Origin of the sequence: Sphingomonas melonis (assembly GCF_013409985.1) — a bacterium.
GTDB lineage: Bacteria > Pseudomonadota > Alphaproteobacteria > Sphingomonadales > Sphingomonadaceae > Sphingomonas > Sphingomonas melonis_A.
Genome location: NZ_JACCBY010000001.1, coordinates 1,164,804 through 1,177,257, shown reverse-complemented (window position 1 = coordinate 1,177,257; position 12,454 = coordinate 1,164,804). Strand labels below are relative to the sequence as shown.

The following is a 12,454-nucleotide window of genomic DNA, read 5'->3' as shown; positions in this document are numbered from 1 at the left end:
TGGACCCCGGAACAAGTCCGGGGTGACGGGTAAGGTGGGGCAAGCGGCGGACCTGCCTCCTCCGCACCTCTCGCGCCTCTGCGCGCTCGTCCTCGCGTCTTCGCGTCTTCGCGTCTTCGCGCGAACCTAGGCCGCGTCGGCCAGTGCTGGGCGCATTCCCATCAGATCGCGCGCCACCGCCTCGGCGATCTTGATGCCGTCGACCGCCGCCGACAGAATGCCGCCGGCATAGCCCGCCCCCTCGCCCGCCGGATACAGGCCGGCGGTGTTGACGCTCTGGAAATCGTCGCCGCGCGTGATCCGTACCGGCGACGAGGTGCGCGTCTCGACCCCGGTCATCACCGCATCGGGATGGTCGTAGCCCGGGATCTGCTGGCCGAACGCGACCAGCGCCTCGCGCATCGCGGTCACCGCGAAATCGGGCAGGCAGGCGGCGAGATCGGTGAGGTGCACGCCCGGCCGGTACGACGGGATGACGCTGCCCAATTTCGTCGACGGCCGCCCGGCGAGGAAATCGCCGAGCCGCTGCGCCGGCGCCATGTACGCCCCGCCGCCGACCTCGAACGCGCGCGTCTCCCAATGCCGCTGCAATGCGATGCCGGCGAGCGGATCGCCGGGATAGTCGCGCGCCGGATCGATGCCGACGACGATCCCCGAATTGGCGTTGCGCTCGTTGCGCGAATATTGGCTCATGCCGTTGGTTGCGACGCGCCCCGGTTCGGAGGTCGCGGCGACCACCGTGCCGCCTGGACACATGCAGAAGCTGTAGACCGTCCGCCCGTTCTTGCAGTGGTGCGACAGGCTGTACGCCGCCGCGCCGAGATCGGGATGGCCCGCGCACGGCCCGAACCGCGCCTCGTCGATCCAGCTTTGCGGATGCTCGATGCGCACGCCGATCGAGAACGGCTTGGCCTCCAGGAACACGCCGCGTTGGTGCAGCATATGGAAGGTGTCGCGCGCGCTATGGCCGAGCGCGAGCACCACCGGCCCTTCGGCCGCCAGCCGCTCGCCGGTCTGCAAGCGCAGTCCGGTGACGCGGCGGTTGCCCGCGGCATCGGTGTCGATCTCGAGATCGTCGACGCGATGCTGGAAGCGATATTCGCCGCCCAGCGCCTCGACGGTGGCGCGCATGCTCTCGACCATGGTGACGAGGCGGAAGGTGCCGATATGCGGATGCGCCTCGGTGAGGATCTCGGGCGGCGCGCCGGCCTTGACGAACTCCGTCAGCACCTTGCGGCCGAGATGGCGCGGATCCTTGATCTGGCTCCATAATTTGCCATCGGAGAAGGTGCCGGCACCGCCCTCGCCGAACTGGACGTTCGATTCGGGGTTGAGCTCGCTGCGCCGCCACAGGCCCCAGGTGTCCTTGGTCCGCTCGCGCACCACCTTGCCGCGATCGAGGATGATCGGCCGGAAACCCATCTGCGCGAGGATCAGCCCGGCGAATAGGCCGCACGGCCCCGCCCCGACCACGATCGGCCGCGGCCCGGCATAGCCGGCGGGCGCCTTGGCGACGAACCGATAGCCGGTGTCCGGCGTCGGATTGACGTGGCGGTCGCGCTTGAACCGGGCGAGCAGCGGCGCCTCGTTCTTGACGGTGACGTCGATCGAATAGACGAAATGGATGTCCATCTTGTCGCGCGCGTCATGCGCGCGCCGCGCCACGGTATAGCGGACGAGATCGCGCGGCGTGATGCGCAGCCGGTTGCGGATCGCGGCAGCCAGCGCCTCCTCGGGATGGTTGAGGGGCAGCTTCAATTCGGTGATGCGGAGCATGGCGCGTGATAGCGGATTTCGGCGGATGCGGCCAGCGCGGTCGGGGGCGGGTGTTCGCCTTGCACTGGCAAGGCACTGACATACGGCCGCCATGATGAGGCTCGCCCGGCTTCATTATGCGAACCGCCACCCCGGACTCGTTCCGGGGTCCACCGGGTCGCAAGGGTGCGTTCGCCACTCCCGCCCGTCTCCTCGCCGCGGAATGGACCCCGGACCACGTCCGGGGGGACGGCGGGCGTGGGGTGACTGGATCGCCCTACCCCGCCACGTCCACCGCCTCGGTGACGATGATTTCCGGCCGCGCCGCGGCGAGATCGCGCGCGGCGAGGCCGAACGCCTTGAAATGGTCGGACTGCATATGGGCGTCCACCGCCGCCTGGTCGGCATAGAGCTCGTTGAACACGAACCGCCGCGCGCCCTCGGTCTCGCGCCACAGCTCATAGTGCAGCGTCCCCGGTTCGGCGCGCGAGGCGGCGACGCACACCCTCGCCGCGGCGACGAACGCCTCGTCCTGCCCCGGCTTGACCGTGACGAATGCGATCACCTTGACTGCCATATCGATTATCCTGTGCTGCAAGCCTTTACCGTGGGGGCGATCCCCCGCCGCGACAAGCCTACCAGCGGCCATCCGGTGCCGCAGCGCCACGATATTCCGCGATCCGCCGCAGCGTCGCCGGCGACGCCGTGTCGGGCAGGTCATCGAGCGCGAAGAACCGTGCCTCGGCCAGTTCCACCGCATCCGCCACCGGCGTATCGCCGGTCGTGCCGCGGAACAGGAAGACGGTATCGCGCCGCCCCTCGGTGCGCGCGGCGTAACACCCGATGTCGGTCACGTCGGCGAGCGCACAGCCGGTCTCCTCCGCCAGTTCGCGGATCGCGGCGGCGGCGGGCGGCTCGCGCCGGCCGATCCCGCCGCCCGGCAGCATCCACAGATCGGAACGCCCGTACCGATGCCGCACCAGCAACAGCCGCCCTTCGGGATCGAACGCCATGACCTTCACGCCCCGCGTCCGCCAGCCGACCAGCGCCATCGCCCGGCGGCGCAGGTGATAGGCAAGATCGATCAGCGGGCGCATCGCTTCGCCCTAAGCCGCCGCGGTCGCGCTGACCAGCTTGCCACCCCGGCCCGAACCGGCGAAGAGGCGCGGCAAAGGGGAGCCATGCATGTCCGTCCTGTCCGACCGCTGGATTCGCGAAGCCGCGCTGAACCAGCAGATGATCGAACCGTTCGTCGAGAGCCAGCGGCGCGAGGGCTGCATCAGCTACGGCCTGTCCTCCTACGGCTATGACGCGCGCGTCGCCGACGAATTCAAGATCTTCACCAATGTCGACAATGCCCTGGTCGATCCCAAGGATTTCGCGTCGAACAGCTTCGTCGATCGCAAGACCGATGTCTGCATCATCCCGCCGAACAGCTTCGCGCTCGCCCGCACGGTCGAATATTTCCGGGTGCCGCGCGACGTGCTGGTCATCTGCCTCGGCAAGTCGACCTATGCGCGCTGCGGGATCATCGTCAACGTGACGCCGCTCGAACCCGGCTGGGAGGGGCATGTCACGCTGGAATTCTCGAACACCACGCCGCTCCCGGCGAAGATCTACGCCAACGAGGGCGCCTGCCAGTTCCTGTTCCTGCGCGGCAACGAGCCCTGCGAGGTGAGCTACGCCGACCGTGCCGGCAAATATATGGGGCAGCGCGGCGTCACCCTGCCGCGGCTTTGAGGGGGGGCGTGACGACCGCCGCCACCGACGCCGTCACCCCCGGACGTGTTCCGGAGTCCATTCTGCTGCGGGGAGAATGACGTACCCCCGCCCGCGCCCTTGTGGCCCGGTGGACCCCGCAACCCGTGCGGGGTGACCCAGCGTTTGGAACGATCGGCGCGCCCCTGACGGAACGCGCCGCGCGCGGTCAGCGGATCGCGATCCGCGTCTGCAGCCGCGTCAGCCCGCGCGTCGCGACATCGTGCGACGACACCACCGCGCCGTCGGGCATGTCCATCGCCACCGCCGGGCGCTGGAGCACATCATCATAGAGCGTGCGCGCCTCGGCAGCGCGGCCGATCCGCGCATAAGCGACGGCCAGGTTCAGCATCAGTTCGGGGCGATCCGGAAAGATCCGCCGCTCCGCTTCGAGTCGCTTCGCCGCCGCGGTGAAATCGCCCGCAGCGATCGCCTGATAGCCCGTCCGGTCCGTGGCCAGTGCTGGCGTCGTCAGGCACGCACCCGCCAGCATCGTCGCGACAATCATACGCATTGCATCGTCTCCTTCTCCCGCCTGATCGGCAGGTTTCATTTTTGTGACACTGTTGTGTCACTTCAGAGACAATGATGCAAGCGTCGGGTCAGTTCCGGTCCTTCACCCCCTGCCACGCGTTGCGGACCATCCGCTGGAGGTGTTCGCGGCTCTTGTAGGAGATGTGCCGCAGCCGTTCGCCCGCCGCGGAGATGCCCGTGCTGCGGTCGAGCCCCTCGACCTGCATCACCCACAATTGACGGAACGCGCCGCCCTTCTGGCGTAGCAGCTGCTGCGGCGGACCGTCCTCGACGATGCGGCCGTCGACGAGCACGACGACCCGGTCGAAGCCGGCGATCGTCGACAGCCGGTGCGCCACCGCGATCACCGTCCGGTTCTCGATCAGGGCCTCCAGCCCGTTCTGGACCTCGAGCTCCGACTCGGAATCGAGCGCCGAGGTCGCCTCATCGAGCAGCACGACGCGCGCATTCTTGAGGAAGGCGCGGGCGATGCCGATCCGCTGGCGCTGGCCGCCCGAGAGATTGGTGCCGCGCTCGCCGACGATGCTGTCATAGCCGTGCGGCAGGCGGCGGATGAAATCGTCGCAGCCCGCGGTCTGCGCGGCGCGATAGACCTCCTCGTCCGAGGCGTCGGGCTTGGCGAAGCGGATATTCTCCATCACCGAGCGGTGGAACAGCATCACCTCCTGCGGCACCACCGCGAGCGCGTCGCGCAGGCTCTCCTGCGTCACCTCGCGGATATCCTGGCCGTCGATCGCGACATGGCCGCCCTGCGGATCGTGGAAGCGCTGGATGAGCTGGAGCAGCGACGATTTGCCCGCGCCCGAAGGGCCGACGATGCCGACCTTTTGCCCCGCCGGGATCACCAGCGACAGATCGTGCAGCACCGGATGCGACGGATCATAGCCGAAGGTGACGTGCGACAATTCCACCCGGCCCTCGCCGACCCGCAGCTTGGTGGCGCGCGGCGAATCGCTCAGCGTCTGTGGCACGCCGATGATGTCGAGCGTCTCGCGCAGATAGCTGAACTGCTGGCTGGTATCGATCAGCGCCATCGCGAGATCGCGCGAGCCGTGCAGAATGCGGAAGGTCATCGTGCTGATCACGACGACGTCGCCGGTCGAGATCGCATGCGCCGACCAGCGTCCGATCGCCCAGATCAGCGTGCCGCCGACCAGTACAGCCAGCGCGAGATCGTGCAGGCCGCGCATCCGCTCGACGAAGAACCAGCCGCGCCGCTGCGCGCTCGCCTCGTCGTCAAGAAAGCCTTGCAGCCGCGACAATTCGCGCTGGTGCGCGGCGAAGGCCTTCACCACCCAGATATTGCCGATCAGGTCGACCAATTCGCCACCGACGGTGCCCGCGCGCTCGGCGAACGCCTTGTGGTGGACATGGCCCTGCAAGCCGAGCACCACCAGCACGACGGTGACGATGACGAAGATCACGCCGAGCACCAGCGCCATGCCGGGATCGATGCTGACGAAGATGATCATCGCGCCGACGAAGGCGATCAGCGGCGGCGTCACCTCCTGCAACAGCCGGTGGACGATCGCGCCGAAAATCCCCGCCAGTCCCGACACGCGATGGCCGAGCGAGCCGGCGCGCTGGTTCTGGAAGAAGGGCATCTGATGGCCGGTGAGGTAATCGACCATGTCGAGCCGGATATCGACACCCGAGACGACGGTGGCATGGCCGAGGGTGAGCGCCGCGGCACGCTGCATCGCGCTTTCCAGCACCACCAGCGCCAGGAAGACGCCGAGGAAGGTATAGACCGCGGCACGGACGCGGTCGGAGCCGGTCATCGCGTCGATGAGCAGCTTCAGCGCATATTGCACGCCGATCGAGCTGACCGACGACCCGGCGACGAGCAGGCCGAGCAGGAGGAAGGTCCACGGGCGGATACGGATATAGTGCAGCAGGAACCGGAACGGGCTGCGGAGATGGAGCACGGCAGATATTCTCCCGGAGGTACGCCAATGTTGCGCCGCAGCAACGACATTGGCAATCCGGTTGAGGCAAGGGGATGGAAAGACCGGATAGTTTCCCAGCGATCAGCGCACCCGGCCGGCACGTGGGACCACCTGTGCGGTGTGGCGCGATCGACGGACCGGGATACGACCCGGTCCGTACCTGTCGTGGGCAAACCGGCTTACGTCATACGGAGCCCTGAGCCGCCGTCAGATTTGCGCCAGCCCGCCATCCACGAACAGTTCGACGCCGTTGATGTGCCGGGACTCCGCGCTCGCCAGGAAGCGCACGACCGCAGCGACGTCCTCGGGCTCGCCGATCCGCCCCGCGGGCGATGCCTGCGCCGCCCAATCCTCGAACGCCGTGATCGCGCCATCCGCATCACCCTGCAGTCGGTACGCCAGCGGCGTGCGGATCGGCCCCGGACTCACCGTGTTGACGCGGATCCGGCGTCCCCGCAGGTCGTTCGCCCAGGAGCGGGTAAAGGCATGCAGCGCCGCCTTCGACGCATTGTAGACGCTGAGATCGGCCATGCCCTTGATCGAGCAGATCGAACCGATCAGGACCACCGACGCGCCCTCGGCGAGGTAGGGCAACAGCGTCTGCACCGTGCAGAAAACGCCGCGAACGTTGAGGTCGAACGTCCGGTCGAAATCCGCCTCGCTGACCGATCCGAATTTGGTGATTTCGGCGGTGCCGGCGTTGGCGACCAATATGTCGAGCTTCACGTCATCCGCAGCGAGGCGATCGGCGACGGCCCGGATATCCTCCGGCTTCGCCATATCGGCAGCCAGCCCGATCAGCTCGTGTCCAGCGATCGCGGCATCGAGCCGTTCACGCGATCGTCCCGTGACATAGACCCGTCCGCCAGCACCGCGTAGCGCCTTCGCCGTAGCAAGGCCGATGCCAGCGGTTCCACCAGTGACCAAGGCATTCTGTACCATGATGATCCTCCTTGTTCGATGATTCGGTATTTCGGTTATATCGAACAATGGGCTTGGAAGCGAGCGTCTGCTATGGGGCGATGATGATCGGGTTCGTCCATCCCCCTGCCGATGCAATGGCATTGCACCACATCCTGTCCGCGCTGGCCGATCCGACCCGGCTACGGATCGTCAAGGCGTTGCGCGCGGCGCAGACCGGCCTCAATTGCACCGCGGCAACCGCGCCGTTCCAGCAGGTGCCGAAATCGACGCTGAGCGGCCATTTCCGCGTGCTGCGCGAAAGTGGCCTGATCTGCACGACGAAGCGCGGCGTCGAGAACATCAACACGTTGCGCTGGGACGATGTCGAGGCGCGATTTCCGGGATTGCTCGAGCGGATACTGGCGTTCGCGCCTGATTGACCCACCGCGCATCGCGGCGGTCATGCGAGAATGGCGGGCCTGTGCGGACCGGAGCCGCATCGGGCTGGAGGAGAAGTCTCCATGTCGGGCCTCGTCATAAGCCCGGCGGATCAGGGTGGCGGCAACCTCATTCCCCCGGCCGATACCCCCCGTGACCGCCCGATCCGTCAGACTCGCGATGCGGTCATCGCGGTGCTTCCCAATTCCGTTCCGGCCGATTGTGGTCGCCGCGATGAGCCGACCGTTCGCGAGTGGCGCGAGCCCGGCCCGTATCGTCCTGCTCCAACACGCAAAAAGGGCGGCTCCTTGCGGAACCGCCCCTCTGTCCGTCATCCGATCGCGATCAGAAGTCGTTGCGATACTGCTCGTTGCCGATGAAGCCGAGCTTGGTCACCGCGGACCGCTTGATCACCGCCAAGGTCTGATCGACCTTGTCGTACTTCGCCGCCGGATCGGGCTGGAAGTGCAGCTCCGGCTCCGGGTTGATCGCCGCGGCGGCGTCGAGATAGGTGCGCAGCGTCACCTCGTCGACGGGAACGCCGTTCCACGACACCGTGCCGGCGGCATCGATGATGATCTTGTTCTTCTGCGGATCCACCGGCGGCTTGACGTTCCGCGGGTCATTGACCGGCAGATCGACCTTGACCGCGTGCGTCGGGATGGGAAGCGTGATGATGAACATGATGAGGAGCACGAGCATGACGTCGATCAACGGCGTCGTGTTCATTTCCATCATCGGCTCGCCATCTTCCGAGCCACCACTCATTGCCATGTCAGATACTCCTGGGTCGGGCGGGGCGGATTAGCCACCCGCGGGCGGCGGCTGCGAGATGAAGCCGACCTTGGCAAAGCCGGCCTGCTGCATCGTGTAGACCGTGCCGCCGATGCACTTGTAGGGGGTGTTCACGTCACCGCGGATATGCACTTCCGGCAGTTCGAGATCCGGGTTGCCTGCGCCACCCTGACGATCGATCTCCAGCTTGAGCTTGTCGACCGCGCGGGTCAGCAGGTCCTTGCTGGTGATCGGCGACGTGCCCCAATAGACCAGGCAGCTGCCGTCCGGCTTGGTCGTCACCGACAGCAGGACGTTCTCGGGCTTGGTCGTCGTCGGATCGAAACGGACCTTGGGCAGGACGATGCCCTTGACCGTCTGGATCGCCACCGGAACGGCGATCAGGAAGATGATCAGAAGCACCAGCATCACGTCCACGAGGGGCGTGGTGTTGATGTCCGACAATGGTTTCTCGGAGGAACCTCCTCCGCCAACGCTCATCGCCATGTGCGAGCTATCCTATCCATGCAATCTTGCCGGCGACCGATCGTCGCCGGCCGGTCGCGGGACCGCCGCCTCGGCGGCCCCGCAGCCTTATCGTGTTACGGGCGGGTCTGCACGCCACCGGCCTGGCCGGCAGTCGTGGTCGCCGCAGCCGGCTTCACCGGAGCCTTCGACGCAGGCGCACCGGCGATCGTCGGACGGACCGCGCCGTTCGAGGCGAGGAAGCCCAGCACGTCGTTCGAGAAGGCCGACAGGTCTTCCGCGATCGACTTGTTGCGACGCTGCAGCCAGTTGTAGGCAAGCACGGCCGGAACGGCGACGACGAGGCCGAGCGCGGTCATGATGAGCGCCTCACCGACCGGGCCGGCGACCTTGTCGATCGAGGGATCGCCCGACGCACCGATCTTGATCAGCGCGCGGTAGATGCCGACCACGGTACCGAACAGACCGATGAACGGTGCGGTCGCGCCGACCGTCGCGAGGAAGGCGAGACCGCCGCCCAGCTTCGAGTTGATCGCCGCTTCCGAGCGGGCGAGCGAACCGTGCAGCCAGTCGTGCGCCTCGACCGGATCGGTCAGCTTGGCGTGCTGGTCCTGCGCCTGCAGGCCGTCGTCGACGAGCTGCTTGTAGGCCGAGTTCTTCTCGAGCTTGGCAGCGCCTTCGCGCAGGTTCGGCGAGGTCCAGAAGCCCTGGCGAACGCGCTTCGCCTGGTTGATGATCTTCTGCTGCTCGAACAGCTTCGAGAAGAGGATGTAGAACGAGACGATCGACATGATCACGAGGATCGTGAACACCGACTGCGAGATCAGGCCGCCTTCCTTCAGAGCGGCCTGGAGGCCGAACTGGTTTTCGGCTGCCGCGGTGCCGCCGGCCGCGAGAATGGTGGTGAGCATTGGAAATTCGTCCTTATCAAACGGTGTAGAAGTTCGGGGAGGATCCGCCCGCCGTCGCGGCGGGCGGAGACCGCATCATTCCTTCGGGATCTTCCAGACCACGCGCCGCGACTGGGTGGTCGCGAGCGGGTTGCCGGCCGCATCCGTCGCCGGGGTGTAGCGACCCCGCCGCGTGATCGCGGCACATGCCGCCCGGTCCAGCGCGGTCGAACCGCTCGACTGGGTGGTATGGCAGTTTTCGACGCGCCCCTGCGCGTTGATCGTCCAGGCGATTACGCTGGTGCCTTCCTCGTTGTTGCGCAGCGAGCTCGGCGGGTAATCGTCGTTCGTGATCCAGTCCGCGGGATTACCCTTGGCACCGGCCGCCTTGCTGACCGTCGAGACGGCGGGCGGTGCGGGCGGGGCCGGCGGTGCGGGCGGCGCAGCGATCGGCGTCATGTTGACGGCCGGCGGCGGCGTCGTGACCGTCTGGATCACCACGGGCGGCGGATTCGGATTCTGCACGATCGGCGGCGGCGACACCACGGGGGGCGGCGTCATCGGCGTGTCGGGCGGAGGCGGGGGCGGCGGCTCGTCCGGCGGCGGGGGAGGCGGCTCCTCCACGTCGAACGTGTTAAGTTTTTCTTGGGCCTTTTTCACGTATTGGTACGCGAGCCCGGTGACGAAGGCGTAGCCCAGCGCCGCATGGATGAGCACGACGATGACGATCGCGACCACCCTGCCACCGGACATCTTCTGGTCAGCATAGGCCATTCAGCAACGACACTCCCTAATCTCTCGGTCCTCGCAGCGCCCGGGGGAAGAGCGCGCGTAGGCCCCTGCCCCGGCTGGTGCCGTGTGTGGCAGTCCGCAAACCCTATCGCCCCGTTTCCCGCCGCGCAAACGCTTTGTCGGACGCAACAAACGTACAATCGTTTAGCGACACTTTTATTTCTGTATCGTTCAGGTGCAGTCGGCTACCGAAATCGGCATGATCCCGCGATTCCGCCCTGCCCTGCTCGCCGCCGCCGCACTCGCCGCATGCCCCGCCTTCGCCGCATTTCCGGGCCAAAGTGCCTCGGATATGGCGGTTTCCGGCCACGATGAGAGCGGTATCAGCTACGCCGATCTCGCCGATCTGGTGATCGCCTCGCCGGTGATCGCCGACGCGACGATCCGGTCCGCAATCCGCCTGAAGGGCGCCGAGGCCGCGGGCGTCGCCCCCGGATTCACCCGTTATTATGTCGAGGCCAACCTCGGCGCGCTGGTGCGCGGCAGCGGCGGGCTGCCGCCGCGAATCGGCTATCTGCTGGATATTGCTCCGGATTCTTCAGGCCGACTGCCGAAATTGAAGAAAATGAGGGTGTTGCTGTTCGGCCGTCCGGTCGCCGGTCGTCCCGATCAGATACAACTGGCCGCGCCGGACGCGCAGATTGTCTGGACGCCGGCGCAGGACGCGCGGGTGCGGGACATCGCGCGCGCCTTGCTCGCCGCCGACGCGCCGCCGGTGATCACTGGTATCGGTAACGCGTTCCACGTCCCCGGCGCTCTGCCCGGCGAGGGCGAGACGCAGGTCTTCCTGACCACCGCCAATGGCGCGCCGGTATCGCTCACCGTCCTGCGCCGTCCGGGCGAACAGCCGCGCTGGGCGGTGGCGCTGTCGGAGATCGTCGACGAGGCCGCCGCCCCGCCGGCGCGCGACACGCTGCTATGGTACCGCCTCGCCTGCGCGCTGCCCGCCGACCTGCCGGAGCGCAGCACCGCATCGCTTGCCGAAGCCGACGCGGCGCTGGCGCGCGAGGATTATGCCTATGTGCTGCAACAGCTCGGCCCGTGCCGACGGACGCGGACGGTCCGCTAACGCGTCTGCCGTCGCGATGGTCCTGAGAGGAAGGGCGGATTTACGCGGCGGTACCGATATGCCCCGATGAGGCCATGCCTCTCCTCTGCGCCGCGCCTCAGCGCCGGTTGCGCACCAGGGTGATGCCGATCGACTCCCCCGCTTCGGCGATCGCCAGCTTCACGATCTTCACCTTGACGCGCAGCACCCGCGGGTCGGTGAGGAACAGCGTCTCGCAGATATGATCGGCCACCGCCTCGATCAGCGTGAAGTGCAGCCCCTCGGGCAACGCACCGGTCGCGGCATGCTTCAGGTCGAGATAGTTCTTCGACGCCGACAGCGGCGTGTCGGGGGCGAAATGGTCGGGACAGGCGAGGTCCACCGTCAGGTCGATGCGGAGCGGCTGCGGCAGGTGCGTCTCCTCCGAATAGATACCGGTGAGCACCTGAACCTCGAGGTCGTGGACCTCCAGCTGAAGACTGTCTTGCATGGCACCGGCCTCTAGCAAGCCGGACCGCCGAGCGCCAACCGCATTGCCGCTTGCGTTCCGCCGCGCGCCGCCGCATGCGCCGCGCCCGTCCGTTCCGGACGCGAAGGACCCCGCCCGTGATCGCTTTCGTGCCGCTCGCCACTGTCGCAGGTGCCGCCGTCGAGGCGTTGCTCGACCGCGCGTTCGGGCCCGACCGCCACACCCGCACCGCCTATAAGGTACGCGGCGGCGTCGCCCCGATCGCCGCGCTCAGCATCGCCGCGGTCGAGGATGGCGCGCTGATCGGCACGATCCAATGCTGGCCGGTCCTGCTCCATGGTGACGATGGCGTCGCCTATCCGCTGGTGATGATCGGCCCGGTCGCGGTCGAGCCCGGCCGCCAGCGCGACGGCATCGGCCGCCAGCTGATGACCCGCGCGCTCGACGCCGCCGGCGCCGAAGGGCTCGATGACGTGCTGATGCTGATCGGCGATCCCGAATATTACGCGCGCTTCTTCGGCTTCGACGCGGGCCGCACCGCGGACTGGCGCCTGCCCGGCCCGGTCGAGCGCCACCGCCTGCTGTCGCGCGGCGCGCGGGTGCCGGCGATCGCCGGCCTGCTCGGCCCGGCGGTGCCGGCGACGGCCTGACCGCCTTT

Annotated in this window: 15 protein-coding genes; 4 read left to right on the top strand and 11 right to left on the bottom strand. The window is 67.5% G+C overall.

What is annotated here, in order from left to right:
- Positions 1-126 precede the first annotated feature (126 nt).
- The 3 genes from HD841_RS05680 to HD841_RS05670 all read right to left on the bottom strand — a co-directional run bounded on the left by HD841_RS05680 (position 127) and on the right by HD841_RS05670 (position 2,852).
- Positions 127-1,776, bottom strand: a complete 1,650-nt coding sequence (locus HD841_RS05680) for an NAD(P)/FAD-dependent oxidoreductase (RefSeq protein ID WP_179507840.1) — start codon at positions 1,774-1,776, stop codon at positions 127-129.
- A gap of 256 nt (positions 1,777-2,032) precedes the next feature.
- Complete coding sequence (locus tag HD841_RS05675) at positions 2,033-2,332, bottom strand: putative quinol monooxygenase (RefSeq protein WP_179507839.1); 300 nt, start codon at positions 2,330-2,332, stop codon at positions 2,033-2,035.
- A 58-nt stretch (positions 2,333-2,390) separates the two neighbouring features.
- Positions 2,391-2,852: an NUDIX domain-containing protein gene (locus tag HD841_RS05670; RefSeq protein ID WP_179507838.1), complete on the bottom strand. Its 462-nt coding sequence runs from the start codon at positions 2,850-2,852 to the stop codon at positions 2,391-2,393.
- A gap of 88 nt (positions 2,853-2,940) precedes the next feature.
- Here HD841_RS05670 and dcd point away from each other — a divergent pair, with 88 nt between their 5' ends.
- Positions 2,941-3,495, top strand: a complete 555-nt coding sequence (gene dcd / locus HD841_RS05665) for a dCTP deaminase (RefSeq protein ID WP_179507837.1) — start codon at positions 2,941-2,943, stop codon at positions 3,493-3,495.
- A gap of 187 nt (positions 3,496-3,682) precedes the next feature.
- Here the strand turns inward: dcd and HD841_RS05660 are convergent, their stop codons facing one another.
- The 3 genes from HD841_RS05660 to HD841_RS05650 form a co-directional block, all read right to left on the bottom strand.
- The gene (locus HD841_RS05660) at positions 3,683-4,027 is read right to left on the bottom strand and encodes a tetratricopeptide repeat protein (protein WP_179507836.1); all 345 of its coding nucleotides are present in this window, start codon (positions 4,025-4,027) and stop codon (positions 3,683-3,685) included.
- A gap of 88 nt (positions 4,028-4,115) precedes the next feature.
- Positions 4,116-5,975 carry an ABC transporter ATP-binding protein gene (locus HD841_RS05655; protein ID WP_179507835.1) on the bottom strand — a complete coding sequence of 620 codons (1,860 nt, stop codon included), beginning with the start codon at positions 5,973-5,975 and terminating at the stop codon, positions 4,116-4,118.
- A gap of 228 nt (positions 5,976-6,203) precedes the next feature.
- Positions 6,204-6,938 (bottom strand): SDR family NAD(P)-dependent oxidoreductase, encoded by a 735-nt coding sequence (locus HD841_RS05650; protein ID WP_179507834.1) that lies wholly within the window; start codon positions 6,936-6,938, stop codon positions 6,204-6,206.
- An 83-nt stretch (positions 6,939-7,021) separates the two neighbouring features.
- Between HD841_RS05650 and HD841_RS05645 the strand changes: the two genes are divergently transcribed.
- Positions 7,022-7,339 carry an ArsR/SmtB family transcription factor gene (locus HD841_RS05645; RefSeq protein WP_179507833.1) on the top strand — a complete coding sequence of 106 codons (318 nt, stop codon included), beginning with the start codon at positions 7,022-7,024 and terminating at the stop codon, positions 7,337-7,339.
- A 343-nt stretch (positions 7,340-7,682) separates the two neighbouring features.
- On the opposite strand, the gene HD841_RS05640 is transcribed toward HD841_RS05645, so the two are convergent.
- The 4 genes from HD841_RS05640 to HD841_RS05625 form a co-directional block, all read right to left on the bottom strand.
- Positions 7,683-8,111, bottom strand: coding sequence for an ExbD/TolR family protein (locus HD841_RS05640; RefSeq protein ID WP_038663270.1), 429 nt, complete (start codon positions 8,109-8,111; stop codon positions 7,683-7,685).
- Positions 8,112-8,141: 30 nt separating this feature from the next.
- Entirely contained in the window at positions 8,142-8,618 is a 477-nt protein-coding gene (locus HD841_RS05635) for an ExbD/TolR family protein (RefSeq protein WP_179507832.1), read from the bottom strand.
- Between the two features lie 95 nt (positions 8,619-8,713).
- A complete protein-coding gene (locus HD841_RS05630) occupies positions 8,714-9,508 on the bottom strand; it encodes a MotA/TolQ/ExbB proton channel family protein (RefSeq protein WP_179507831.1) in 795 nt (264 codons plus the stop codon).
- Between the two features lie 75 nt (positions 9,509-9,583).
- Positions 9,584-10,261, bottom strand: a complete 678-nt coding sequence (locus tag HD841_RS05625; RefSeq protein ID WP_179507830.1) for an energy transducer TonB — start codon at positions 10,259-10,261, stop codon at positions 9,584-9,586.
- A 217-nt stretch (positions 10,262-10,478) separates the two neighbouring features.
- Between HD841_RS05625 and HD841_RS05620 the strand changes: the two genes are divergently transcribed.
- On the top strand, positions 10,479-11,348 hold the full coding sequence (locus HD841_RS05620) for a hypothetical protein (protein WP_179507829.1): 870 nt from the start codon (positions 10,479-10,481) through the stop codon (positions 11,346-11,348).
- Positions 11,349-11,445: 97 nt separating this feature from the next.
- On the opposite strand, the gene HD841_RS05615 is transcribed toward HD841_RS05620, so the two are convergent.
- Positions 11,446-11,817, bottom strand: coding sequence for a dihydroneopterin aldolase (locus HD841_RS05615; RefSeq protein ID WP_038663284.1), 372 nt, complete (start codon positions 11,815-11,817; stop codon positions 11,446-11,448).
- Between the two features lie 116 nt (positions 11,818-11,933).
- Between HD841_RS05615 and HD841_RS05610 the strand changes: the two genes are divergently transcribed.
- Complete coding sequence (locus HD841_RS05610) at positions 11,934-12,446, top strand: GNAT family N-acetyltransferase (RefSeq protein WP_179507828.1); 513 nt, start codon at positions 11,934-11,936, stop codon at positions 12,444-12,446.
- Positions 12,447-12,454 lie beyond the last annotated feature (8 nt).